This window comes from Pedobacter sp. (assembly GCF_965279535.1).
Classification (GTDB): domain Bacteria; phylum Bacteroidota; class Bacteroidia; order Sphingobacteriales; family Sphingobacteriaceae; genus Pedobacter.
Genome location: NZ_OZ257244.1, coordinates 5,220,116 through 5,245,729 on the forward strand (window position 1 = coordinate 5,220,116; position 25,614 = coordinate 5,245,729).

Sequence of the window (25,614 nt, forward strand, 5' to 3'; positions counted from 1 at the left end):
AGTTGTTTAATAATCCGTAATCTTTGTAGTATTAACTGACAGAACATGAGAAAAGCTTTTATCGCCATTGCCGCATTTTTAGTAACCCTAACTGTTATGTTGGGCCTCACTTACCCACCGCTATGGTGGTTGTTTATTTTTACAGGCCCAATTGTGATTTTAGGTATTTATGATCTTACTCAACCTAAACATAGCATTGTTCGCAATTATCCTGTATTCGGGCGTTTACGGTATTTTATGGAAGACTTAAGGCCCAAGGTTTATCAGTATTTCGTAGAAAGCGATACCAATGGAACGCCTTATAATAGATTAAATCGTTCACTGATCTATCAAAGGGCGAAGCTTGATAACGATACCATCCCGTTCGGAACTCAGCTTAACGTTTATGATAATGGTTACGAATGGTTAAGCCATAGTATTGCGGCTATTTCTCATCATGAATTAAATTCGGATCCCCGGGTATTGGTAGGTGGTCCCGATTGTAAAAAGCCATATTCTGCCAGTATTTATAATATTTCTGCAATGAGTTTTGGCTCTTTGAGTCAGAATGCCATTTTAGCTTTAAACGGTGGCGCTAAACTCGGTAACTTTGCGCATAACACTGGAGAGGGGGGAATAAGTGACTACCATCGTCAGCCAGGAGGCGATTTAATCTGGCAAATTGGTACAGGGTATTTTGGATGCAGAAATGCTGATGGTACCTTTAACTACGATGCTTATGCAGAAAGAGCAAAGACCGATCAGGTGAAGATGATCGAGGTCAAGTTGTCACAAGGAGCAAAACCAGGACATGGAGGGATGTTGCCAGCGAAAAAGGTAACGCCTGAAGTAGCGCGTATCCGCTTGGTGCCAGAAGGTAAAGATGTACTTTCTCCTCCGGCACACTCTGTGTTCTCTACTCCAATGGAGCTTTTGTTATTTGTGAAGAAACTAAGAGAACTCTCTGAAGGAAAACCTGTAGGTTTTAAGCTTTGTATTGGAAGAAGATCGGAATTTTACGCCATTTGTAAAGCGATGATTGCTACGAAAATTTACCCTGACTTCATTACTGTTGATGGGGGAGAAGGCGGGACCGGGGCAGCACCACAAGAATTTTCAAACTCTGTAGGAATGCCTCTACGTGAGGCGGTGGCCTTTGTGTATGATGTATTGGTAGGCTTTGATTTAAAGAAACACATAAAAATCATCGCATCAGGAAAGGTGGCTACAGGTTTCGATTTGGTTAAAAATATTGCTTTAGGCGCTGACATGTGTAATGCTGCGCGTGGAATGATGTTTGCTTTAGGTTGTATTCAGGCATTAGAATGTAATAGTAATACTTGCCCAACTGGGGTGGCTACCCAAGATCCTAGTTTAATGAAAGGCTTAGTGGTTGATGATAAAAAAGTACGGGTAAAAAACTTTCATAACCTCACTGTAGCCAGTGCTGTAGAACTTTTGGGTGCAGCCGGATTAAGAGAACCGAATCAGTTAAGCCGGGCTTATATCAACAGGCGTTTAAGTCCAAGTGTAATGCAATCTTACTTAGAGAGTTTCCCTTATATCCCGGCAGGAAGTTTACTTAAAACACCGTATCCGGTGCGTTTTGAATTGGGGATGGCATTGAGTACGTCAGAAAGCTTTGCACCTACTGATTATAAGGTTTCGGCAATCGATTATGCACATGCTAATCCTTATTCAGATACTATACATGAAGAAGGACAGTAATTGGTAATTTAATTCAACCCATAAAAAAAGCCATCTAAAATCGTTTAGATGGCTTTATATATTCTAGCCGAATTGTAAGGCTGTTTATTTAAAACTCCGCGTTTTTAGGGAAACGTGGGAAAGCAATAACATCTCTGATATTGGTCATTCCGGTAACGAATAAAACTAAACGTTCGAAACCTAAACCAAAACCTGAGTGCGGCGCTGAGCCAAATCTTCGGGTATCTAAATACCACCACAATTCATCTTGGGGAATACCTAGATCATCCATTCTCTTGGTTAAACGATCTAAACGCTCTTCACGTTGAGACCCACCAATCATCTCTCCGATACCCGGGAACAAGATGTCCATCGCTGCAACTGTTTGTCTTCCTGCTGCATCCGGCTCGTTCTGACGCATGTAGAAAGACTTAATATCTGCAGGGTAATCAGTTAAGATAACTGGTTTTTTAAAGTGTTTTTCTACTAAGTAACGTTCGTGCTCACTTTGTAAATCAGCTCCCCACTCATCAATTAAATATTTGAATTGTTTTTTCTGGTTAGGCTTAGATGATTTTAAGATGCTAATTGCCTCTGTATAAGTTAAACGCTCAAAATCATTCGCTAAGCAAAAATCCAATTTCTCTAATAAAGTAAACTCGCTACGCTCATTCTGAGGTTTTTGTTTGTCTTCTTCAGCTAAACGGCTGTTTAAAAATTCTAATTCCTCTTTGCAGTTATCTAAAGCATATTTAATTACATACTTCATCATGTCCTCCGCTAACTGCATGTTATCTTCTAAGTCGGCGAATGCAACTTCAGGTTCAATCATCCAGAATTCAGCGAGGTGACGGGTAGTGTTCGAGTTTTCAGCTCTGAAAGTCGGACCAAATGTATAAATTTTTCCAAAAGCCATGGCTGCTAATTCGCCTTCTAACTGACCAGATACGGTTAGATTAGTAGCGCGGCCAAAGAAGTCTGCAGAAAAATCCACTTTACCATCTTCAGTACGTGGCGTATTGTCAAAATCTAATGCGGTTACTTTGAACATCTCTCCGGCACCCTCTGCATCACTTGCCGTAATTACGGGTGTATGCATGTAAACAAAGCCACGCTCATTGTAGAACTGATGAATGGCGAAAGCCAATGCATGTCTTACTTTGAAAACGGCATTGAACGTATTCGTGCGGAAACGCAAGTGAGCAATTTCACGTAAAAATTCTAAACTGTGTTTTTTAGGTTGTAAAGGGAATTTTTCAGGGTCACTATCACCCAGAATCTCTACTGAGGTAGCTTTAATTTCTACTGATTGTCCTTTTCCAAGCGATTCTACCAATTGCCCGGTTGCAGAAATAGCCGCTCCGGTGGTGATTCTTTTTAACAGCTCCTCAGGTAAATTATTAAAATCAACCACAACCTGGATATTGCTCATGCAAGATCCATCATTTAAAGCGATAAACTGATTATTACGGAATGTTTTAACCCATCCCATAACCGTTACTTCTGTGTTAAATGCTGTCGATTTTAATAAATCTTTAATTTGCTGTCTCTTAATCATATTATTAATTATAAAAGGCGCAAATTTAGCAAAAAATAAACAATTCAGTTGGCAGTTTTCGATTTTAAATAAGCTTTGAAAAATCCATTATCCACCAACTGAAAACTGCGAACCGATAATTGCCAACTGAAAACTGCCAACTGAAAACTGCCAACTGAAAACTATTGCTGCTGCTGTTGTTGCTGAATGGCTTCCATATATTGTTGGTAACTGTTTTTGGATGGTGCGCTACTGAGCGGGTTAGAGGGTTTGCTGTAATTTATTTCCGTTGGTTTAAAATAATGCTCATTGTCATTAAAATCGTCATCATTATAACCTACAGATACATTTACTTCTAAAACATGTTCAAAACCACCTTTATATACCCCTTTTACTGGAGAACAATCTGTGAAATTGCGGCCAACTGCCAATCTCACATGATTTTCGTTGGCTATGCAATTGTTGGTAGGATCTAAACCCAGCCAGCCATACTCGGGTAAATAGGCTTCTGCCCAGGCATGAGTTGCTCCCTCACCACGCATACCATCTTTATTGGGACAGATGTAACCGCTAACATATCGTGCAGGAATACCCGTTAATCTAAGCATTGCGGTTAAAATGTGTGCAAAATCCTGGCAAACACCTGCTTTTAAGGATAGTATTTCATCAATTGTAGTGTCAACAGCAGTGATTCCCTTAATGTACTCGAAGCTGTTGAAAACATAGGCGCAATATTTTATAGCTGTTTGATATGGGGTGTCCTCGGTGTTCTTAATGTTTAGGGCAGTTTCCTTAAGCTGATCAATGCCTTTGAAACCTTCTTGCCGAAGGTAATCGATGTAAGGTACTTCGTATCTGACAGACTGTAAACTATTCCATTGCTCACTGCTGAACATATCGTCCTGAGGTAAGGGTTTTTGAAAAGTTTCTACACTTACTTTGGAAAATATTTTCAGTTGAGTATGGGGTTCGTTTTGTGTAAATGTGCCGACTTCATTTCCATAGTAATCAATAAAAATCTCAATCTCAGGGCTACCGGAAATATTAAGGTCGTGTTTTATTACTTTTTGAAAGTCATCCTTTATTGGGAAAAGAATAATCTGATTCGCGCTGTCTCGAACAGGCGTTTCATATTTATAGTTGGTGATATGTTTTATTTTAAATATGGGCATGGTGCTGTTATATATTATTAATAAATTGATCAGGCTACCTTCTTATGAGTTGGCAAAATAATACTCATTTAAAAGATTACCGATTCCATAAAGCTCTGACCGTATTTCGGTAAGATACCTGTGAAGTTCTTCTTCGGCCATTGTATTTACCGAGCTATAGGTGATCATACTTTTTAATCTTCCAATCTTAAAGGAAAGGTTATTGTAATGTTCCAGGTTGTTTTCGCTTTTTAAACGTATAAAGTAACGTTCAATGTTGTTCATAGAATAAAGAGCAGATCTTGGAAAGTCATTATTCAACATAACTAACTCAATAATATTCTTGGCGTCAAAACCTTGCCGATAGGTTTTTAAGTATAACTCATAGCCACCTAATGAAAGTAGTAAATGTTTCCAGTAGGCTATATCAGTTAGTAAATCAGGATTACTGCTAACCGAGCTGAATTTAATGTCTAATATGTCAATAGACTGGATGCTCCGTTCGAGGTGTTTCCCTATTCTCATGAAACTCCGGCTTTCTCCGCGTTCCATTGCACTATCTGCGGTTCCGTGATAAAGCATTATTTGTTTAATTAAAATATCAAGCGCGGTTATCGGATCGTCTTTTTGAACATACCAAAGGATTTTTTCATCTTTCATGGTATGGTAGTATTCATTTAAACACTGCCATAAATCTTTCGGAATATGTTCCTGAACGCTTCTGGCATTTTCTCTTGCCAGGGTGATGATGTTTAGTATCGAATTGGGATTATCTTTATTAAATAATAAATATTCAATGACCGCCCTGCTATCATGTTGGATTTTCAGCAATTCGGTTTCGTCATCAGCAGAGAAAATGCTGATGATTGGTTTCCATGTAAATTCTTGTATGGTATCTTGTGATGATGCGTAATTTATTTTTAACATGCGTAACATACCATCGCTACGCTCCACATATCTGCTTAGCCAATAAAGGCTAGATGCTACTCTACTTAACATATTTTTATTCTAAGAAGTTAAAACCCAGGTATCTTTACTGCCTCCGCCTTGCGAACTGTTTACAACTAATGAGCCTTCTTTTAAAGCTACTCGCGTTAAACCTCCAGGTACAATCGAAATGCCGTCAGGACCATTTAATGCAAAAGGCCGCAAATCAATTCTTCGTGGTGCAAGCTGTCCGTTAATAAAACATGGGGCTGAAGAAAGACTAATGGTAGGTTGGGCAATGAAATTACGTGGGTCTTTAAGTATTTCTATTTTATATTCTTCTGTTTCCTGTTCGGATGCCGAATGTCCCATCAGCATACCATAGCCACCACTACCATTGGTTTTTTTGATCACCATTTTGTTAATGTTAGCAAAAACATACTCCAGTTCATCAGGGTTGCTGAGTTGATAGGTTGGAACGTTTTTTAAGATTGGTTCCTCATTCAGGTAATACCGGATCATATCGGGTACATAAGTGTATACAGCTTTATCATCTGCAACACCATTTCCAACAGCATTTACAATGGCCACATTGCCTTTGCGATATGCGCCCATAATTCCCGCTACTCCCAATACACTGCTGGGATTAAATACTAAAGGATCAATGTAATCATCATCCACGCGCCGATAAATGACGTCCACCTGTTGAAGTCCGGTAGTAGTCTTCATGAAAACCTTCTGGTTTTTTACCACTAAATCACGTCCCTCAACCAATTCGACTCCCATTAAACGTGCTAATGTGGTATGTTCGTAATAGGCAGAGTTGTACATGCCCGGACTCAGCAGCACAATTGTAGGATTGGATACCGCCCTGGGAGATAAAGCCATTAAATTCTTATAGAGTATAGCGGGGTATTCTGTAACACTCCTAACGCTGCATTGCGGAATAAGGTCAGGAAAAAGCCTTTTCGTAATTTCTCTGTTTTCGAGCATGTAACTTACACCAGAAGGTGTGCGTAAATTATCCTCCAGAACGTAAAACGTTCCGTCATGATCCCTGATGAGATCAATGCCCGCGATATGAATATAGATATCGTGCAGTACATTCACATTGTGCATTTCTCTTAAAAAATGCGGACAAGAATAGATCACATGAATGGGTACAATCTGATCTTTGATGATGAATTGATTACTGTAAACATCTTTTAAGAAAAGATTTAACGCCTTTAAACGTTGTTTTATTCCTTTTTCTATAAAAGACCATTCATTAGCGGTGATAATTCTGGGAATGATATCAAAAGGAAATATTTTTTCGATACCCTCGCCACTGTCGTAAACAGTGAAAGTAATTCCCTGGCTCATGAAGAGTTTCCTGGCCAGTTCTTCTTTCTTGTTTAAGTTTTCTAATGACTCCTTGGAAAAGTTTTTGATGAAATTCTGGTAATGATCTCGATAATTATTACTGTTTAGAAACATTTCATCATAAGTTTGGGGATGATTGAGGTAGTTTTTAATAAAATTATCTATCATTTTGCTTTAAAATTTCTTTAAATTATGATTTTTAACTTAAAAAACTAATTTAAATATGATAAAAAGTATATAAAATGATATTTTATAGTAGTTTATTGTTATTATGCTTATTGTTTTTGTGTGTTTTTTAGTTTTTTATTAAAATATTTTAATTTTTTGTTCAAAAAAATTGGATTTATCGTTAAAGTTTGTACTTTTGTAATGCTCGTTAATTATTATTATATATTTGGTTTAAAAAGAGCGCTGGCAACGGCGCTTTTTTTATAAAAATTAAAAGACTTATTCATAATCAACATAAACCAAACCAACCTAAACTTAAAAGCTTCCTATCCTGGAAGCTTTTTTATTTTAATAACTCTTGAATTTTTGTCTGTACTTCTTTTCGAAAATCCCAATGTGTTGCGTGTTGTGTGTTGCAGGTTACGTGTTTGGATGCTTAAGCCTTGCCATGTGTCCCTGTTTAGTGCATCCAGCTCTGTGAACTTCGTGAATTCTCTGTGCGCTCTGTGGTAAATGTGTTGTGGGTTGTGTGTTACAAGCTACGTGTTTGGATGCTTAAGCCTTGCCATGTGTCTCCTGTTTTGTGCATCCAGCTCTGTGAACTTCGTGCATTCTCTGTGGTAAATGTGTTGTAGGTTGTGTGTTACAAGTTACGTGTTTGGATGCCTAAGTCTTGTCGTGTGTCTCCTGTTTTGTGAATCCAGCTCTGTGAACTTCGTGCATTCTCTGTGCGCTCTGTGGTAAATGTGTTGTGGGTTGTGTGTTACAAGCTACGTGTTTGGATGCCTAAGCCTTGCCATGTGTCTCCTGTTTTGTGAATCCAGCTCTGTGAACTTCGTGAATTCTCTGTGCGCTCTGTGGTAAATGTGTTGTGTGTTACAAGCTACGTGTTTGGATGCTTAAGCCTTGCCATGTGTCTCCTGTTTTGTGCATCCAGCTCTGTGAGCTTCATGAATTCTCTGTGCGCTCTGTGGTAAATGTGTTGTAGTTTGTGTGTTACAAGTTACGTGTTTGGATGCCTAAGTCTTGTCGTGTGTCTCCTGTTTTGTGAATCCAGCTCTGTGAACTTCGTGAATTCTCTGTGCGCTCTGTGGTAAAATGTGTTGTAGGTTACGTGTTTGGATGCCTAAGTCTTGTCGTGTGTCCCTGTTTAGTGCATCCAGCTCTGTGAACTTCGTGAATTCTCTGTGCGCTCTGTGGTAAATGTGTTGTGGGTTGTGTGTTACAAGCTACGTGTTTGGATGCTTAAGCCTTGCCATGTGTCTCCTGTTTTGTGCATACAGCTCTGTGAGCTTCGTGAATTCTCTGTGCGCTCTGTGGTAAATGTGTTGTAGGTTGTGTGTTACAAGCTACGTGTTTGGATGCCTAAGTCTTGCCATGTGTCTCCTGTTTTGTGCATCCAGCTCTGTGAACTTCGTGAATTCTCTGTGCGCTCTGTGGTAAAATGTGTTGCGGGTTACATGTTTGAATGCCTAAACTTTACGCAGCATAAGGCTTTAGCGCTTGCTATCCTTCAGGGGGGAAAAGCTATCTCAAAAAAAAAGCTACCCTAAAATTTTAGGATAGCCTTAGTTAATGATATGTTTTGTTGTTTTATTCTTCAGAATAAGTGATTTTGTTCACGTGTTTATCGATTTCCCATCTTCCGGTGCCTTCTTCACCAATTACGTCGAACAATTCCAGCGCTCTTCTTGCTTTGTATTCCTCTTCACGTTGCTCTTTCAAGAACCAGTTCAAGAATTCCATAGTTACAAAATCCATTTCTTTATGACATCTTGCAGCAATGTTTTTGAAACTCTGTGTGATTGCAATTTCAGCTTCCAGTGCATCTTCAAAAACTTCTCTGAAACTTCCAAACTCGGTTTTGATATTGGTGATTTCTGGAGAGATTGCATTTCCACCCATGTCTAATACATACTTGAATAATTTCATTTGGTGAATCCTTTCTTCTTCCGATTGTTTAGTGAAATAATCTGAAGAATAGTCGAAACCATTTTGGTTACACCAAGATGCCATAGATAAATATAGTGATGAAGAGTGAGCCTCTTTTTTAATCTGTTGATTTAAAAGTGTTTCGATCTCCTGAGAGATTAAACATTTTATACGCATTAAATCTTTCATAATTACTTTGCTTAAATGATAATACAAAGGTAACACCTAAATCAGCATAATGTGTGATTTATTTGCTATATGAAATTAGTCTAAATTGCTGGTAAGTAGGTATTTATAATAAGTTTAAATAAGGATGCTTTAGATAGGATGCAGGAAACCTGGGGCAGGAGTGTGGAGATATGATCATTGATGTTTAACTCAATAAGTTTCCTGTTGCGATTTTAAACCACTAATCTATATAAGCAATCGCTGATCATATGATTCAGCTTAAACATGGTGAAGGTACCTTGAAGTAAATCTTTAAGGGCTACAATTTCTAATGCACTTAAAAGATAGATGTGCTCACAACCATTAAATGTTACCAATTCGAAATCGGCACGGTGTGTATTAAGCAGCAAATCTTCAATATCGATGTTTTCTACAGCCCTTTTCAGTTTTTGAAGTGACAAACAGTTGTATCTGGCAAATTTTCCTCCAAAATCAACATAGAAGCAATTTAGTCTATCTGATTGATAAACAGCTCCATGTGCATTTGAGAATACATTAATTAATTCGTTCAGATCAATACAGGCTTTTTCCATCGCTTGCAAAAATTGGCATTATTTAGATTAAATACAAATAAAAATGAAAATAAATATTTATAGTTAATCTCCTGAGCCTGAGAAGATGGCATGTTCCTGATTATCTTACGCGCTGCTAACAGTTGATATTGTTAAAAGCTGGACGTTCGTGCAATATTGTGGGCTAAACGGTAGGCAGAAGGAGAGGTTCCGGTATATTTCTTGAAATACTTTCCGAAAAAGGAAGAATTGCTGAAACTTAAAGCCTCAGAAACCTCAGATACATTGAGGATATGGCCCGTTAATAAAACTTTCGCTTCCCTGATCACTACTTCATCAATTAGTTCTCCTGCAGTTTTTCCCGTAACCTGCTTAACTACTTGTGATAAATGTCTGGGCGTAATATAAAGTGCATTGGCATAATACTGAACCTTTTTCTCCATCCTGAAGTGATCTGTAAGCAAATTAAGGAATCTGCTGGTTAATTCAGCTTTACGATCGTGTTTTACCGGGCTAAAGTTTCTGCGTTTATTATTGATCAGGAATAAATCATACAGCACTTCGAGAAAGCTATTCCTGATCACTTCATTAAGTAAAGGGGTATCTGCAGGAAGTTTGAGTCTTTTTTGCAGGTGCAGTGCATTGTGTAATATATCGTTAAACTCTTCTTTGGTTAAAGAAAATTTATGGCTGGAATTCGATTGGAATAAGCGATAGCTCTCTGCATTGCTTAAGAATATGCCCTGGTTTTTGAGGTAGTTTTTTTTGAAAACTATTCTTAAGAATGAGGCGTCCGTTACTTCACTCACTTCGTAAATGGCACCTGGAAAGAGGAAGGCGATGTCTTTTTCTTTGTAGGTTTCGGGAGTAAAATTGCTTGTTAAATTAATCTTTCCTTTAATAACAAGTATGAGCACATAGGCGTTAGAGCGAAAGGGTTGCCGGGAGCAGAAATTTGAATCGGCACTACTGTGCCTGTAGATCGAAATATCTTCATCGGGTTCGGGCTTCTCAATAGGTTCTTTTATCCTTTTTTGATTGTTAAGAAGATGTTGTTCCATAAAAGATAGCGTTACGCTTTACATTAATTTAACGGTGATTGGTCAAAAAGTAATCAGAAAATGCTTAAAAAGATCAAAACCCACTCGATTGATCCTAAATAGAACAAGAAGTGCAGTCGATTTCCTGATGCAAAACAAAAGTAGCAAACGGAATAATGCTGTGGTTGAAAAATGTACAATATGACCTGTTTTTGATGGGCCATGAAAAAGTGTGTAAGAATATGTGTAACATATCCTTTTGTAAATTAAGTTTTTGTGATTATATTACCTTTGTAATTGCCACAATAACCTATACTGAATTCGGTATATTGTTTTATTTACCAAGATAGAAAAATAGTCAGATAGTCAAATGGTCAACTCATCTAAATGTCACATTTTTTCAATACACCTTTTTGACCAATATTTACTACATTTGAACCTTTTTTTAAGCTTAAAGTGGCGTTAAAATTGTATAATCAAATTGTTTAGCCAATGTTATAGAATTTAGCATGGTTTTTGACGATGAGGAATCTGGTGTATATCAGGAGAAAAGCTGAATTTTCTCGATAACATATTTAACTAATATTGCTGAATAAAAGCATAAATATGCGTAAAAAACTACAAGATAGAATTGCTTCATTTAAGGATGCATCAATTATAAAGGAGCAAGGATTGTATCCTTATTTTAGATCAATTGAATCTGCTCAGGATACTGAGGTCGTGATTAACGGAAAGAACGTTTTGATGTTCGGTTCAAACTCTTATCTAGGCTTAACTAATCACCCTAAAATTAAAGAAGCAGCAAAAGCAGCCGTTGAAAAATACGGAACGGGGTGTGCCGGATCAAGATTTTTAAATGGAACATTGGATATCCATTTAGAATTGGAAAGCAGACTGGCAAGTTATGTAGGTAAAGAAGCTGCGGTATTATTTAGTACCGGATTTCAGGTAAATTTAGGCGTTATTTCGTGTCTGTTAGATCGCAACGATTATTTAGTCCTGGACGAATATGATCATGCCTCAATAATAGATGGAAGTCGCTTATCTTTCTCCAGAACAATTAAATATGCCCATAATGATATGGAAGATCTGCGGAAAAAATTAAGCAGATTGCCCGAAGATGCAGCAAAACTGATCGTATCAGATGGTATCTTTAGTATGGAAGGCGATTTAGTCAATCTTCCTGAAATGGTGAAAATTGCAGATGAGTTTGGCGCGAACATCATGATGGATGATGCGCATAGCCTGGGTGTAATTGGTTTTAATGGCTCTGGAACGGCTTCGCATTTCAACCTAAATGATGATGTAGATCTTATTATGGGAACCTTCAGTAAATCGCTGGCTTCTTTAGGTGGTTTTATAGCAGGTAATGCCGAAACAGTAGAGTATATTAAACATAGGGCTCGCTCATTGATGTTCAGTGCCAGCATGCCGCCATCTGCTGTTGCGAGTGTTATTGCCGCATTAGATATTATCGAATCTGAGCCTGAACGTATTGATAAGCTTTGGGCCAATACAGAATATGCTAAAAAGTTACTGGTAGAATCAGGTTTTGATATTGGCAATACGCACAGCCCTATTATACCGGTTTACATCAGAGATAATACTAAAACCTTTGTAATTACCAATATACTACAGCAAAATGGTGTATTTGTAAACCCTGTTGTTTCACCTGCAGTACCTTCTGATTCCTCACTGATCAGATTTTCATTGATGGCAACACACAGTTTTGAACAAATTGAAACCGCTATTGAAAAATTGACTGTTGCTTTTAAGGCCGCAAATGTAAGTTTAGTAGGCACGCAATCATGAAAAAAGTAATAGCAGTTGCTAGTAAAAAAGAATTCAGTTCATTTATTGATTTCCCTCATGACTTATATGCACATGATCCAAATTATGTTCCTGAACTGTTTATAGCGCAACGCGACTTGTTAACCCCAGGTCATCACCCTTTTTTCGAGCATTCTGAAATTCAGCTTTTTTTAGCTTATGATGAAGATAAGATAGTTGGAAGAATAGCCGCAATCAACAATACCAATCACAATAAAGTATATGAAGCCAAAGATGGTTTCTTTGGTTTCTTTGATACCATAGATGATATTGAGGTAGCTACCTTATTGATTAATGCTGCTCAGGCCTGGTTAGAAGCAAAGGGAATGACCCGAATTATGGGCCCCGTTAATTTTTCCACGAATGAAGTTTGTGGTTTGTTAATAGAAGGATTTGATGGCCCTCCGGTAGCCATGATGCCTTATAATAAGCCCTACTATCTGCCTTTGTTGGATAAATTAGGCTTTCAAAAAAATGTTGATTTGAGGGCATATCGTTATACTGCAGGAACTTATAGCGACAGGTCAGTAAAATTAATAGACAGGATAGAAGAGCGCCTGCAAAGAAACAATATCATTTTGCGCACCATTAACTTAAAGAAATTTAAGGACGAATGTAATGCTATCCGTGAAGTGTATAATAAAGCCTGGGATAAGAATCTCGGTTTCGTACCAATGACCGACAAGGAATTTGATTATACCGCGAAAGACTTGAAGATGATCCTTGACCCTGATTTTTGCATCATTGCAGAACAGGAAGGCAAAATAGTAGGCTTTGCCCTTGCTATACCTGATATTAACCAGATCCTGATCAAAATAAAACGCGGCCGCTTATTCCCAACGGGATTAATTAAGCTTTTACTGAACAAGAAAAAGATTAACGGTATCCGTATTCTACTGTTAGGGGTAATTGATGGTTATCGCAAGATGGGGATTGAGGCTTGTTTATATGGAAGGATAATCAGGGCTTTTGAAGCCAAAAAAATGAAATACGCTGAAGCAAGCTGGACACTTGATCACAATGACATGATCAATAAGCCAATAGAAGATATCGGTGGAAAGCTATACAGGAAATATAGGATTCTGGAAAAATCGATATAAGATGGTAGTTGCTTTGGAAATAGGAGGATGGACAGGCAACTATACTGTTTCTTGAAATTGAATAGAAATTAAACAGATGAAAAAAAGGGTGTTAATTACTGGTGCGACTGGATTTGTGGGATACCATTTAATTAAAACTGCTTTGGATCACGGTCTTGAAGTGTTTGCAAATGTTCGCAGCTCTAGTGCGGTAGAACACCTTAAACCATTCGATATTAAGTTTGTAGACCTTGATTTCAATTCTATTTACCTTTTAAAAAGAGATATTGAAGAAAAGAAATATCATTATATCGTGCATGCTGCCGGTACTACCAAGGCGCCAACATTGCAACAATATAATGAAATTAATGCAACCTATACCCGAAATCTGGCTGTAGCATCTTCTTTATCAGTACATAAAATAGAAAAATTTGTTTTCGTTAGCAGTTTAGCGGCACTTGGCCCTTTAACTAATGAAAACGGGGTTTTAACAGATCAGTCGGCAGCAAATCCGGTTACGAATTATGGGATAAGCAAATCGCTTGCAGAAACTTATTTAAGTGAAATTGCAGAGCTCCCATTGATTGTTGTAAGGCCAACAGCAGTTTATGGTCCAAGGGAAAAAGACATCTTTATCCTCTTGAAAACCATACGTTCAGGTTTGGAACTGTACATCGGAAATGAGGCACAACAGCTCAGTTTTGTTTATGTAAGCGATTTGGCAGAATTGATTATCAAATCGCTGAATTCAAACATTACAAATAAAAGCTATAATGTTTCGGACGGACAGATTTACGATCGATTTGCATTGGCACTGTATGCGCGGAAAGCATTGAATAAAAAGACCTTTTCTTTTAATGTACCCGTGCCCTTGATTAAAGGTTTAGCCTGGTGTATGGATAGTGCATATGGACTGTTCAAAAAGACGCCAGCCTTAAACTTAGATAAAGTAAAAGAATTAACTGCCCGAAACTGGGCCTGTAGCATTGATAATCTGTGTAAAGATTTTGATTATCAACCCAGGTACAATTTGGAAAAGGGAATGCTGGAAACGATTAAATGGTATAAAGACAATAACTGGTTATAAATAGATAGTAAATTAAATAAAAAATGAAACAACAAGTAAAAGCAGCAGAAGGTAAGCTGGGCATACTAATGCCAGGACTGGGTGCGGTTGCCACTACCATGATTGCTGGTGTAGCAGCTATAAAAAAGGGTTTATCAAAACCAATTGGTTCATTAACGCAAATGGGAACCATCCGTTTAGGAAAAAGAACCGAAAATAAAGAACCAAAAATTAAAGATTTTGTGCCTTTGGCTAATCTTGAAGACATCGTTTTTGGTGGATGGGATGTTTATGAGGATAACGTTTATGAAGCTGCATTAAACGCAAGAGTTTTGGATGCCAACTTATTACGTGATGTTCGTGAAGAATTGCAGGCAATTAAACCAATGAGAGCCGCTTTCGACAGAAATTACGTGAAAAACCTGGATGGTAAATTCGTAAAAGAAGAAGAAAACCGTTACGAATTGGCCTTGGCAGTAATGGAGGATATTAAAAACTTTAAAGCTCAAAATAACTGTGATCGTATTGTATTAGTATGGTGCGGTTCTACAGAAATCTATTTTGAGCCTTCAGAAGTTCATGAATCTCTTGCAGCTTTCGAACAAGGATTAAAAGACAATGATACGCGTATTGCCCCAAGTATGATCTATGCTTATGCAGCCTTGAAACTTGGTATTCCTTTCGCAAACGGTGCACCTAACTTAACCGTTGATATTCCTGCTTTAATAGAATTGGCTAAAGAAACCAATACCCCAATTGCTGGTAAAGATTTCAAAACTGGTCAAACTTTAATGAAAACAATCTTGGCTCCTGGATTAGCTTCACGTGCATTGGGCGTTAATGGTTGGTTCTCTGATAACATTTTAGGTAACAGAGATGGCTTGGTTTTAGACGATCCTGATAACTTCAAAACTAAAGAAGTATCTAAATTAGGTGTATTAGAAGATATCTTTAAACCAGAGAAAAATCCTGATTTGTATGGTGATATGTACCACAAAATCCGCATCAACTATTATCCTCCTCACGGTGATAACAAAGAAAGCTGGGATAACATAGACATTTTCGGTTGGTTAGGTTATAAAATGCAGATCAAAATCAACTTCTTATGTCGCGATTCGATCTTAGCAGCACCGATTGTTTTAGATTTAGCCTTATTCATCGATTTAGCTAAACGTGCAAATATGAGCGGTATTCAGGAATGGTTATCATTCTATTTAAAATCGCCACAAACATTACCTAACGTGCCTGCAGAGAACGATATCTTCAAACAGTTGATGAAGTTACAGAACACTCTACGCCATATTATGGGTGAAGAGCTAATTACACATTTAGGTTTAGATTACGAGGAAGAACTGACAGAATCCCTATAGTGCTTTTTCATAAAATCATATCAACCGGTTTGGGAATCGGATACATTGGCAAAGGTGCAGGAACGTATTCCGCTATTGCAACTTGCCTGTGCTGGTACTATTTCCAAACCGGTAATATTTATCCTAATGGAATCGCAATAGCTATAACAGTATTTTTAACGCTATTGGGGATCCTCACTGCAAATAGGGTAGAAGAGATTTGGGGTAAAGATCACGGTCGCGTTGTAATTGATGAGATTGCAGGCATGTGCATTACCCTGTTATTTGTTCCGTTAAAGTGGGAATATATAATAATAGGCTTAGTTCTCTTCAGGTTTTTTGACATTTTGAAGCCCTTGTTTATCCGCCGATTGGAAAAATTACCCGGAGGCTGGGGCGTAATGGCCGACGATGTGTTAGCGGGAGTATATGCCAATATAGTTCTTCAACTGGTAGTCATATTGGAATTATTTTAATCAATATGTTTACTTTTTTAAAGGCTCAGGCATCATCGATCTCTGCATCGATGTTTGATTTTTTGATCACCATAATTGGTGTTAAGTTTTTCGGCTGGTGGTATCTAGCCGCAAGTATAGCCGGTACCGTTTCTGGTGGAGTATTGAATTTTTATATCAATAGGAACTGGGTTTTTAACGCAACTTCTAAAAGTATAAAATGGCAGGCCATAAAATATATCCTGGTTTGGTCGGGTAACCTTTTACTCGTTACGCTTGGAGTTTACCTTCTAACCCATTTTTTTCATCTTAACTACGTGCTCTCAAAGGTGCTTGTATCCCTTGTTTTGGGTACTACCTACAATTATATAATGCAAAAGCAGTTTATTTTTACTCGTTAATGAAACGTCAACATCCCATATCGTTTTATATATATATACTATTTATCCTCAATTTTATATGGGTTGGGGGGGCTTTTGCCCAACGCACAATAGTATCCGGAACCGTACGTGATGCGGTTACCAAAGAAACCCTGCCCTACGTTTCTGTGATTTTTACAGGAACGAGGATAGGAACACAAACTGATGCAGATGGAAAATATACCATTAGTGCACCGGGTGCTCAAACTACATTGAGCTTCAATTATATTGGCTATAATCAGGTGGTTAGAAATCTGGTGTCATCTGCTACCCAGCAGATAGATGTACTGCTTAGACCCGATTCAAAAGTGCTGGATGATGTTGTGATTGTTGCAGGGAAAAAAGTACGGTATCGCAATAAAGACAACCCTGCAGTAGAGTTGATCAGGCAAGTGATCGCCCATAAAGACGATAACAGGATTAAAAGCTACAATAAAGTTTCTTACCGTGAGTATGAGAAAATGCTATTCTCGATGAGCAACGTTTCTGAAAAATTTAAGAATAAAAAGATTTTCAGAAATTATCAGTTTCTCTTTCAGGAACAGGATTCTACCTTAATTGGTGGAAAAAATCTATTGCCTGTTTATATCCAGGAGAAACTGGCAGATAATTACTTTAGTCAGAATCCGGAGCAAAAAAAGACTGTTGTTGTCGCAGAGAAACAGGTAAACTTCGATAGCAAATACATCGACAACAAAGGTTTGAAGAGTTATTTTAGCCGTATGTATCAGGATATTGATATTTACAAAAATAATATCTCTGTAATTAGTAATGAGTTTTTGAGTCCAATTGCTGATGGTGCGCCCACTTTTTATAAGTTCTTCATTACGGATACCCTTAAAAATCAGAAGCCAGAAGTTATAGAACTTTCTTTTACGCCTAGAAACACTACCGATATGTTGTTTGAAGGTAGGATATATGTAACCAATGATGGTCATTATGCTGTTACTGGTGCTACTTTAGGCGTGAACAAGAATATCAACCTCAATTTTGTGAGGGCGATGAAAATAGACCTGAACTTTGAGAAAAATACACAAGGAAAATATTCTTTGAGTAAAAGTAATCTGTTAGCAGATTTCGGTTTGAGCAAGAACAAAGGTCTGGGTTTTACGGGAGAAAGAACCGTAACATTTAAAGATTATAAATTCGATACGGCAGTTCCTGATACAGTTTTTCAGGGGAAAAGTTTAGTGGTTGTAGCAGGTGCAGATAAACGGGACGAATTTTATTGGCAAAATCATAGACTGGACTCAATTCCCAGTAATCAGCTTAAAATCTATCACAATATAGATACGCTCCAAAATCTTCCATCGTTTAAAAGAACAATGAAGATTGTGACTTTGTTATTTGCTGGTTATCAGAATTTAGGGCCTTATGAAATAGGACCGGTGAATACTTTTTACAGCTTTAATAATGTAGAAGGCTTGCGCTTGCGTTTGGGAGGAAGAACAACACCCGAACTGAGTAAACGTTACTATTTTGAAAATTATGCTGCTTACGGTATTAAGGATGAAAAATGGAAATTCTTCCTGTCAGGAACGTATTCAATAAATAATAAATCGATCTACGAATTTCCGCAAAATTATATCCGTGCAAGTTTCCAGCGTGATACTAAGATACCGGGGCAGGAATTACAATTTGTTCAGGAAGATAACTTTTTACTTTCTTTCAAAAGGGGAGTGAATGATATGTTATTGTATAATGATTTCTATCGCCTGGATTATGTAAAAGAGTACGAAAACCATTTTTCTTACGCTATGGGCTTCAAAAAATGGAGCCAGACACCTGCCGGTGGATTGTTTTATCAGAACGATAATAATGATTTTGTTAACCGGGTTACAACAAGCGAACTTTCTTTACAACTTCGTTATGCACCAAATGAGAAGTTTTATCAGGGTAAAATTTATAGAGTTCCAATTCCAGATCGTTATCCGGTATTTACCTTCAGATATACGGCAGGGTTAAAAGGATTGTTTGGTGGAGAGTATAACTATCACAACCTGATGGGAAGCATCGACAAACGGTTCTATTTGTCGCAATTAGGCTATAGCGATGTTACGGTTGAAGGAGGCTATATTGCTGGCAAGGTACCTTTCCCATTATTGGATATCCACCGCGCCAACCAAACCTATGCTTATCAACTGAATTCTTATAATTTAATGAATTTTCTGGAGTTTGTAAGTGATCATTATGTAAGTATTAATATAGATCATAACTTTAATGGTTTCTTCTTTAATAAGATACCTTTGTTAAAGAAATTAAAATTAAGAGAAGCAGTATCCTTTAAAGCACTTTATGGTGGGCTCAGAGATGAGAACAACCCCGGATTGAGTACAGGATTGTATAAATTTCCGGTATATGAAAACGGGGCGAACAGAACTTATGCTTTAAGCAATGACCCCTATATGGAAGGAAGTGTTGGAGTGGGAAACATATTTAAGATTTTACGAGTTGATGTAGTAAAGAGATTCAACTACCTCAATCATCCTGAAGTATCAGAGTGGGGAATAAGGGCGAGGGTAAAATTTGATTTTTAAATTAGAGACATGCAAAAAGTAAAACTAAGAGATAGCCTTCAGCTAGGTATATACAAAGTAATCAATCCTTTTGTAAGGGGCTTGATTAAATTGGGCCTAACTCCTAATATGGTAACCACAATAGGTTTAGTGTTAAACATCGGGGTGGCCGTTATTTTTGTGTTGGGTGCAGAAAAAACCAATAGGGGCGATTTATCCTTTGTAGGTTGGGGTGGGGCATTGGTGCTCTTTGCCGGATTATTTGATATGCTGGATGGGCAGGTAGCCCGATTAGGAAACATGAGCTCTAAGTTTGGCGCGCTGTATGATTCAGTACTGGATCGTTATAGCGAAATGATCATGTTTTTGGGGATCTGTTATTATTTGATTGCACACCATTACTTTTTAAGCTCATTGTTTGCTTTTATCGCATTAATCGGCTCTATGATGGTTAGCTATACCAGAGCACGGGCCGAGGGCTTGGGTGTAGAATGTAAAGGCGGTTTAATGCAACGTCCGGAACGTGTTGTAACGATAGGGGTGGTAGCCATAGCATGTGGTATTAGCAGTCATTTTATTGGGGGTGATTTCAAAATTTATATTCCTGGAATACCTTTTCATGTTTTTGAAACAATGACGATCTTTACCTTTCCGATTGCGATCATGGCTGTGTTAACCAATATTACGGCAATTAAAAGACTACAAGAAGCCAAAAAAGCACTTGAAGCTAAAGAATTGCAGGAAAAACAAGGAAATAATCGTGCAGCGATAATTGTTGGTTTTATGTTAGCCGTAGGATTAACTGCAGGAACATCAGCAGCGGTACAGGCACAAGGTGCAGATCCATCGCCACTTACTTTTCCAACGCCAAAAAATATCAGTAATCAATTGTTCTATTTGCAACGCGATCCGAATACCAATACGATTATTTGCCAGTTAAATGTGAATAGCAAAGGTGAAGTAGACCAAAAGGAACCTATAAATGTATTTTGGATGCGCTACGGAGATAAGGGAGAAAAGAAAGACCTGAGTTATATCCAACGCAAGTTTGCTTACGGAATTAATACCAAATATTTGGGTAATGGGCAGTTTGAGCTTCGTTTTGTTTCTCATAAAAAATTGCCGATGTATCTTTACAAATCTAATATTGATAAGAAATATCACGTTTACGCAACAATTAATAATAAAAAAATGCAATTAGAACGAATCTTCCTCCGCATTGAAGGTGGTTCTTTCTGGGTTCCGAATGTTAAATACGTGGAAATTAAAGGCTATGATGCTGCTGATACCAACAAAACACTCGTTGAACGTATAAAAGTATAAGAAGGTTATGAAAAGAAATTTTATTTCCAACTCATCTGCATCTATCAGGATGTTTAAAAGCGATTTTTTGGAAAGCTTATCGAAGGTAAGTTATTTTGTGCCACTAATCGTTTATGTACCACTTATTTTGTTTTTCTGCTGGAAATCACTTTTCCAGTTAGAAATGCCCTTCCTGGAATTTGCAGGTTGGTTATTATTTGGCCTGGCTGTATGGACAATAACGGAATATGTGCTACATCGTTATGTTTTTCATTATGAGCCAACAATTGAATGGGGTAAGCGAATTCACTTTATCTTTCATGGCGTTCACCACGATTATCCAAATGATGCAAAGCGCCTGGTAATGCCACCCTCAGCAAGTATTCCCCTGGCTTTAGGTTTTTATTTTTTGTTCGATTGGCTACTACCAGACACTAAAGTTTACGCATTCTTTTCCGGTTTTATTGGTGGCTATCTTTTTTATGATATGGTACATTATGCTTTGCACCATGCAAACTTTAAAAGTGGCTTTTGGAAAAGTTTAAAACAGCATCACATGCTTCACCATTACTCAGATTCTACAAAAGGATATGGCGTAAGCTGGACTTTCTGGGATCATATCTTCAGATCAAATTTTGATAAAAAATAATATGAATGAAGGGATTAGCCTCGAACGAAAGGCTATAAATGTGAAGGATGTTCTGACCATTTCTGCGATTTCTATCGGATATATTTTGTTATCCATATTGTTGGTGGGCTTCAAAACTGATCAATTGGTACTCGTTGGTATCTTCAATTCCTTGTATTATCTCTCGGGTATCACCCGAAAGTTTATTTTAGGCTTTTCGATCTTTATTGTGTATTGGATTCTATTCGATTACATGAAGGCATTTCCTAATTATCAGTTTAGTGAAGTTCATATTAAAAGCCTTTATGAACTTGAAAAACGACTCTTTGGTATAACGTTTAATGAGCTAATTCTCACTCCAAATGAGTACTGGAAATTGAATAGCAATTCCTTTTTAGATGTGTTAACGGGTTTCTTTTACCTCATGTGGGTACCCGTGCCTTTGGCATTCGCTACTTACCTCTTCTTTCGGAACAAGCGTCAGTTCATCTATTTTTCCCTCACATTTGTGTGGGTAAACCTATTGGGTTTTGTGATTTATTACGTATTTCCTGCTGCACCTCCCTGGTATGTTCAGGAGCATGGTTTCCAGTTTATTGCCAAAACACCGGGAAATACTGCTGGATTAATCCGTTTTGACCATTTCTTCAACACCACGCTTTTTCAGGGTATATACAGCAAGGGGTCGAATGTTTTCGCGGCTATGCCATCCTTACATTCTTCCTATCCGGTAATTGTGCTTTACTATGGTTTAAAAAGTAAGTTGGGTGCAGTTAATATTTTCTTTTTTATCGTAATGACTGGCATTTGGTTCGCTGCAGTTTACACCAGTCATCACTATGTTTTAGATGTTCTTGCAGGGATTACCTGTGCTGTTATTGGGATCTTCAGTTTTGGCAAGTTGATTAGGCAAAGGCAAATTCAGCAATTTTGCGAAGCTTTTATTAAGAAGATTAGTTAAATTCCTTATGGTCTGTGGCTCAGAAATCTTACTCGCTTCACAATAAAATTGCACTGTGAATAATAATCGCAGGAGAATTACTACTAAATAGTGCGGATCATGTGATAGTATAATCCGCCAATAAAAGTTATTTCAGATTCAATTTCGAATCCCATTTTTTGATAAAGCTTCAAAGCCCCGGGATTGTTAACCTCAACCAATAAGCCCGCCTTTTCATGTCCAAAGGCCGAGGCTCTGTTGATACCCGCTGCTATCAATTGTTTTCCGATACCCTTGCCTTGGAATTCCGGAGCAACACTGATGGTATCCAGATAAAACTCACCTGGCCCTGTTTCTGGCTCAGGATGAAAATTTATCAGTCCGCAGTGTTCTGCAAGGTAGATTAAAAAAGGGGCTCTCAGATCCGCTAATTTGCTGCCGTCATAACCATTTAGGCTTCCAAATACTTCACCTTGTTCCTCATATACCAAAGTATTGCTGTAACTATATTGATTATCGGGAAGCTTAAAGAAATATTCAAAAAGTGCGAGTGTAGCTTTACGGTCGTCCGTATTACTGAATTTATAAGCCAGGTCGCCCATTGCCTGAACGATGAGCTGAGCAACTGGAGTAGCATCTTCTGGCTTCGCTTCCCTTATCATATTATAAATCAATTAAATTAAAGGTTTCTGCGGCACGGATTCCCCTTTCGGTTTGTTGGAGGGTGCAGCATTCGTTAATAGGGTCGTGCTCCAGGTAAAGGATATAGTTGTTGGCCACAGCTTCTTCCAAAAATGCCTGTTTCTCTTGTAGCGTTTTTAAGGGAAACATATCATAAGCCATTACATAAGGAAGGGGAAGGTGGCCTACAGAAGGCAATAAATCTGCCATGTACACAATGGTTCTTCCTTTGTAGTTTATCTTCGGTAGCATCATGGCATCGGTATGGCCGTAAGCAAAACCGATTTCAATATCTTTCCGCCAGTTGGTATTTTCCTTTTCTTCCACAAACTGTAACTGCCCGCTTTCCTGGATAGGCAAAATGTTTTCCTTTAGAAACGACGCTTTTTCACGTGGATTGGGAACTGTAGCCCATTGCCAATGTTTTTCATTAGTCCAGTAAGTGGCATTTTTAAAAGTGGGAAGAAGCTTTTCTCCTTCGCGGGATACGGCACCGCCCACATGGTCGAAATGGAGATGCGTTAAGAACACATCGGTAATATCAGCTAAGCCAAAGCCCAAACCAGCCAATGATTTTTCCATGGTATCATCCCCGTGTAGATAGTAATGACTAAAAAATTTTTCATCCTGCTTGTTGCCAATTCCAGTATCAATTAAAGTAAGCTGATTACCGTCTTCAATTAATAAACAACGCATGGCCCAGGTACACAGGTTGTTATTGTCTGCCGGATTTGTTTTTTGCCATATGGTTTTGGGTACTACGCCAAACATTGCCCCGCCGTCAAGTTTAAAAAATCCGGTGTTTATGGTGTGTAGTTTCATGTTTTAGTATCAGGTTTATAGTATCAAGTATCTAGTATCAAGTCGGGAATCAAGTATCGAGACCGCGTGCTAATGGTGCGTCTTGCTTAATCTACGCTTAGTATGGATATGACCATTGGAAATTGAAACAAGATCAGACTCAGCCACCTAAAATAAGAAAACCCTCCAGCAATTGCCAGAGGGTTTTATAAATTATATCAGCTTTCTGTTTTTCGTTTAAAGCTTACAAATGTATCACTTCTCCGTAAGCATCAGCGGCAGCTTCCATAATGGCTTCGCTCATAGTAGGATGTGGGTGAACAGATTTAATCATTTCATGACCTGTAGTTTCTAATTTACGTGCTACTACAATCTCAGCAATCATTTCAGTTACGTTAGCACCAATCATGTGAGCACCTAATAATTCGCCATATTTAGCATCAAAGATTAATTTTACGAAACCGTCTTTTGCACCAGCAGCACTTGCTTTACCTGACGCAGAGAATGGAAACTTACCAATCTTCAATTCATAACCAGCAGCTTTTGCAGCTTTTTCGGTATAACCTACAGAAGCAATTTCTGGTGTACAATACGTACATCCGGGAATATTGTTGTAATCCAAAGGCTCCACATGCTGTCCGGCAATTTTTTCTACGCAGATAATACCTTCGGCAGATGCTACGTGAGCCAAAGCCTGGCCACCAACAACATCACCAATTGCATAATAACCTTTAACAGAAGTATTGTAGAATTCGTCTGTAACAATTTTACCTTTATCGGTTTTAATGCCAACTTCTTCTAAACCAATGTTTTCGATATTCGCAACAATACCAGCAGCAGAAAGTACAATGTCAGCTTCAATAGTTTGCATACCAGAAGCTGTTTTTACTGAAACTTTGCAACCTGCACCGCTTGTATCTACAGACTCTACGCTGGCAGAGGTCATTACATCGATACCCACTTTTTTCAAGCTGCGTAACAATTGTTTAGACACATCTTCATCTTCTACAGGAACAACATTTTCCATAAATTCAACGATGGTTACTTTACTGCCCATTGTAGCGTAGAAATAAGCAAATTCTACACCGATAGCACCAGAACCTACAACTACCATGCTTTTTGGTAATTCAGGAAGAACCATTGCCTGGCGGTAGCCAATAATTTTTTTACCGTCTTGTTTTAAGTTAGGAAGCTCTCTTGAACGTGCTCCGGTAGCGATGATAATATTTTTTGCGGTTAACTCTTTTGTAGAGCCATCAGCCCCCTTAACCTCTAGTTTATTTCCTGGTTTTACCTTACCGGTACCCATAATCACCTCAATCTTGTTCTTTTTCATCAAGAATTGAACACCCTTACTCATACCATCAGCAACACCACGGCTACGTTTTACAACGGCTGCGAAATCTGCAGTAGCTTCGGCAGTGGTAATACCATAATCTGCAGCATGGTTAATGTATTCAAAAACCTGAGCACTTTTTAACAGCGCCTTAGTAGGGATACATCCCCAGTTTAAACAAATACCGCCTAAAGATTCGCGCTCAACAATTGCAGTTTTTAAACCCAACTGTGAAGCTCTGATCGCAGCTACATAACCTCCAGGGCCGCTGCCTAAAACAATAACGTCGTAATTCATATCTATTTAAAGAAATTTGCTTTTAATTGTTTTGTGTTGTTCTGTAATCTTCGGGTGAAGAAGTCTCTGCTTTAGCAAATTTATCCCGCCAATATTTTCCGTACTGGCATTACAAAATTAAAAGAGCACCAAGCCCTTTATAATTGCCAAAACTAAAAAAAAAATGTTAAATCAGTTAGCTATTCTAAACTATACTGATTTATTCGGTTAAAATTTACAAATGTGTAGCGCAGATTTTTTTAATAACTTAAATTACCATCAAAAAGAATCATATTTTTCATTGCCCGGCCCGGGCTTTCATCTTTTGTTGTCTAAAAAAGATAAAAACGAATATAATTTTTAAACGAAACAGGTGGGTTATTTAATGGATTA

Annotated in this window: 21 protein-coding genes; 11 read left to right on the forward strand and 10 right to left on the reverse strand. The window is 38.0% G+C overall.

Features of this window, described 5'->3' with window-relative positions; all coding sequences use genetic code 11:
• The first annotated feature begins 45 nt into the window (after positions 1-45).
• A complete protein-coding gene (locus ACQY77_RS21690; RefSeq protein WP_421940229.1) occupies positions 46-1,707 on the forward strand; it encodes an FMN-binding glutamate synthase family protein in 1,662 nt (553 codons plus the stop codon).
• An 88-nt stretch (positions 1,708-1,795) separates the two neighbouring features.
• Here ACQY77_RS21690 and asnS read toward each other — a convergent pair whose 3' ends face one another.
• The 7 genes from asnS to ACQY77_RS21725 form a co-directional block, all read right to left on the reverse strand.
• A complete protein-coding gene (gene asnS, locus ACQY77_RS21695; protein ID WP_421940228.1) occupies positions 1,796-3,244 on the reverse strand; it encodes an asparagine--tRNA ligase in 1,449 nt (482 codons plus the stop codon).
• Positions 3,245-3,405: 161 nt separating this feature from the next.
• Positions 3,406-4,395, reverse strand: coding sequence for a transglutaminase family protein (locus ACQY77_RS21700; RefSeq protein WP_421940227.1), 990 nt, complete (start codon positions 4,393-4,395; stop codon positions 3,406-3,408).
• 42 nt (positions 4,396-4,437) lie between these two features.
• Positions 4,438-5,373 carry an alpha-E domain-containing protein gene (locus ACQY77_RS21705; protein ID WP_421940226.1) on the reverse strand — a complete coding sequence of 312 codons (936 nt, stop codon included), beginning with the start codon at positions 5,371-5,373 and terminating at the stop codon, positions 4,438-4,440.
• Between the two features lie 9 nt (positions 5,374-5,382).
• Entirely contained in the window at positions 5,383-6,831 is a 1,449-nt protein-coding gene (locus ACQY77_RS21710) for a circularly permuted type 2 ATP-grasp protein (protein WP_421940225.1), read from the reverse strand.
• A gap of 1,593 nt (positions 6,832-8,424) precedes the next feature.
• A complete protein-coding gene (locus ACQY77_RS21715; RefSeq protein ID WP_421940224.1) occupies positions 8,425-8,952 on the reverse strand; it encodes a ferritin in 528 nt (175 codons plus the stop codon).
• Between the two features lie 212 nt (positions 8,953-9,164).
• Positions 9,165-9,524, reverse strand: coding sequence for a hypothetical protein (locus tag ACQY77_RS21720; RefSeq protein WP_421940223.1), 360 nt, complete (start codon positions 9,522-9,524; stop codon positions 9,165-9,167).
• Between the two features lie 131 nt (positions 9,525-9,655).
• Positions 9,656-10,564, reverse strand: coding sequence for a helix-turn-helix domain-containing protein (locus tag ACQY77_RS21725; protein WP_421940222.1), 909 nt, complete (start codon positions 10,562-10,564; stop codon positions 9,656-9,658).
• Positions 10,565-11,149: 585 nt separating this feature from the next.
• Here ACQY77_RS21725 and spt point away from each other — a divergent pair.
• The 10 genes from spt to ACQY77_RS21775 all read left to right on the forward strand — a co-directional run bounded on the left by spt (position 11,150) and on the right by ACQY77_RS21775 (position 22,148).
• The gene (gene spt, locus ACQY77_RS21730) at positions 11,150-12,355 is read left to right on the forward strand and encodes a serine palmitoyltransferase (RefSeq protein ID WP_421940221.1); all 1,206 of its coding nucleotides are present in this window, start codon (positions 11,150-11,152) and stop codon (positions 12,353-12,355) included.
• Positions 12,352-13,473, forward strand: a complete 1,122-nt coding sequence (locus ACQY77_RS21735) for a hypothetical protein (RefSeq protein ID WP_421940220.1) — start codon at positions 12,352-12,354, stop codon at positions 13,471-13,473. The genes spt and ACQY77_RS21735 overlap by 4 nt, the downstream gene beginning before the upstream one ends.
• Positions 13,474-13,549: 76 nt before the next feature.
• The gene (locus ACQY77_RS21740; protein WP_421940219.1) at positions 13,550-14,539 is read left to right on the forward strand and encodes an NAD-dependent epimerase/dehydratase family protein; all 990 of its coding nucleotides are present in this window, start codon (positions 13,550-13,552) and stop codon (positions 14,537-14,539) included.
• A gap of 23 nt (positions 14,540-14,562) precedes the next feature.
• Positions 14,563-15,888 (forward strand): inositol-3-phosphate synthase, encoded by a 1,326-nt coding sequence (locus tag ACQY77_RS21745; protein WP_421940218.1) that lies wholly within the window; start codon positions 14,563-14,565, stop codon positions 15,886-15,888.
• A complete protein-coding gene (locus ACQY77_RS21750; protein ID WP_421940217.1) occupies positions 15,888-16,343 on the forward strand; it encodes a phosphatidylglycerophosphatase A in 456 nt (151 codons plus the stop codon). The genes ACQY77_RS21745 and ACQY77_RS21750 overlap by 1 nt, the downstream gene beginning before the upstream one ends.
• A 5-nt stretch (positions 16,344-16,348) precedes the next feature.
• The gene (locus ACQY77_RS21755; RefSeq protein ID WP_421940216.1) at positions 16,349-16,723 is read left to right on the forward strand and encodes a GtrA family protein; all 375 of its coding nucleotides are present in this window, start codon (positions 16,349-16,351) and stop codon (positions 16,721-16,723) included.
• Entirely contained in the window at positions 16,723-19,278 is a 2,556-nt protein-coding gene (locus ACQY77_RS21760; RefSeq protein ID WP_421940215.1) for a DUF5686 family protein, read from the forward strand. The genes ACQY77_RS21755 and ACQY77_RS21760 overlap by 1 nt, the downstream gene beginning before the upstream one ends.
• Positions 19,279-19,287: 9 nt before the next feature.
• Positions 19,288-20,580: a DUF4833 domain-containing protein gene (locus ACQY77_RS21765; RefSeq protein ID WP_421940214.1), complete on the forward strand. Its 1,293-nt coding sequence runs from the start codon at positions 19,288-19,290 to the stop codon at positions 20,578-20,580.
• Positions 20,581-20,587: 7 nt separating this feature from the next.
• Positions 20,588-21,208, forward strand: coding sequence for a sterol desaturase family protein (locus ACQY77_RS21770; RefSeq protein WP_421940213.1), 621 nt, complete (start codon positions 20,588-20,590; stop codon positions 21,206-21,208).
• A complete protein-coding gene (locus ACQY77_RS21775) occupies positions 21,195-22,148 on the forward strand; it encodes a phosphatase PAP2 family protein (RefSeq protein ID WP_421940212.1) in 954 nt (317 codons plus the stop codon). The genes ACQY77_RS21770 and ACQY77_RS21775 overlap by 14 nt, the downstream gene beginning before the upstream one ends.
• 83 nt (positions 22,149-22,231) lie before the next feature.
• On the opposite strand, the gene ACQY77_RS21780 is transcribed toward ACQY77_RS21775, so the two are convergent.
• The 3 genes from ACQY77_RS21780 to lpdA form a co-directional block, all read right to left on the reverse strand.
• Positions 22,232-22,789 (reverse strand): GNAT family N-acetyltransferase, encoded by a 558-nt coding sequence (locus tag ACQY77_RS21780; protein ID WP_421940211.1) that lies wholly within the window; start codon positions 22,787-22,789, stop codon positions 22,232-22,234.
• A 1-nt stretch (position 22,790) separates the two neighbouring features.
• The gene (locus ACQY77_RS21785; protein ID WP_421940210.1) at positions 22,791-23,630 is read right to left on the reverse strand and encodes an MBL fold metallo-hydrolase; all 840 of its coding nucleotides are present in this window, start codon (positions 23,628-23,630) and stop codon (positions 22,791-22,793) included.
• A gap of 223 nt (positions 23,631-23,853) precedes the next feature.
• On the reverse strand, positions 23,854-25,242 hold the full coding sequence (lpdA, locus tag ACQY77_RS21790) for a dihydrolipoyl dehydrogenase (protein WP_421940209.1): 1,389 nt from the start codon (positions 25,240-25,242) through the stop codon (positions 23,854-23,856).
• Positions 25,243-25,614 lie beyond the last annotated feature (372 nt).

Excerpts from the sequence above, each read along its gene's own strand:
- ACQY77_RS21690 (WP_421940229.1), top strand. The coding sequence starts at position 46 with ATGAGAAAAGCTTTTATCGCCATTGCCGCATTTTTAGTAACCCTAACT.
- ACQY77_RS21720 (WP_421940223.1), bottom strand. The coding sequence starts at position 9,524 with ATGGAAAAAGCCTGTATTGATCTGAACGAATTAATTAATGTATTCTCA.
- ACQY77_RS21745 (WP_421940218.1), top strand. The coding sequence starts at position 14,563 with ATGAAACAACAAGTAAAAGCAGCAGAAGGTAAGCTGGGCATACTAATG.
- ACQY77_RS21765 (WP_421940214.1), top strand. The coding sequence starts at position 19,288 with ATGCAAAAAGTAAAACTAAGAGATAGCCTTCAGCTAGGTATATACAAA.
- ACQY77_RS21760 (WP_421940215.1), top strand. The coding sequence starts at position 16,723 with ATGAAACGTCAACATCCCATATCGTTTTATATATATATACTATTTATC.
- ACQY77_RS21785 (WP_421940210.1), bottom strand. The coding sequence starts at position 23,630 with ATGAAACTACACACCATAAACACCGGATTTTTTAAACTTGACGGCGGG.
- spt (WP_421940221.1), top strand. The coding sequence starts at position 11,150 with ATGCGTAAAAAACTACAAGATAGAATTGCTTCATTTAAGGATGCATCA.
- ACQY77_RS21725 (WP_421940222.1), bottom strand. The coding sequence starts at position 10,564 with ATGGAACAACATCTTCTTAACAATCAAAAAAGGATAAAAGAACCTATT.
- ACQY77_RS21735 (WP_421940220.1), top strand. The coding sequence starts at position 12,352 with ATGAAAAAAGTAATAGCAGTTGCTAGTAAAAAAGAATTCAGTTCATTT.
- ACQY77_RS21780 (WP_421940211.1), bottom strand. The coding sequence starts at position 22,789 with ATGATAAGGGAAGCGAAGCCAGAAGATGCTACTCCAGTTGCTCAGCTC.
- ACQY77_RS21770 (WP_421940213.1), top strand. The coding sequence starts at position 20,588 with ATGAAAAGAAATTTTATTTCCAACTCATCTGCATCTATCAGGATGTTT.
- lpdA (WP_421940209.1), bottom strand. The coding sequence starts at position 25,242 with ATGAATTACGACGTTATTGTTTTAGGCAGCGGCCCTGGAGGTTATGTA.
- ACQY77_RS21700 (WP_421940227.1), bottom strand. The coding sequence starts at position 4,395 with ATGCCCATATTTAAAATAAAACATATCACCAACTATAAATATGAAACG.
- ACQY77_RS21705 (WP_421940226.1), bottom strand. The coding sequence starts at position 5,373 with ATGTTAAGTAGAGTAGCATCTAGCCTTTATTGGCTAAGCAGATATGTG.
- ACQY77_RS21710 (WP_421940225.1), bottom strand. The coding sequence starts at position 6,831 with ATGATAGATAATTTTATTAAAAACTACCTCAATCATCCCCAAACTTAT.
- ACQY77_RS21755 (WP_421940216.1), top strand. The coding sequence starts at position 16,349 with ATGTTTACTTTTTTAAAGGCTCAGGCATCATCGATCTCTGCATCGATG.
- ACQY77_RS21715 (WP_421940224.1), bottom strand. The coding sequence starts at position 8,952 with ATGAAAGATTTAATGCGTATAAAATGTTTAATCTCTCAGGAGATCGAA.
- asnS (WP_421940228.1), bottom strand. The coding sequence starts at position 3,244 with ATGATTAAGAGACAGCAAATTAAAGATTTATTAAAATCGACAGCATTT.
- ACQY77_RS21740 (WP_421940219.1), top strand. The coding sequence starts at position 13,550 with ATGAAAAAAAGGGTGTTAATTACTGGTGCGACTGGATTTGTGGGATAC.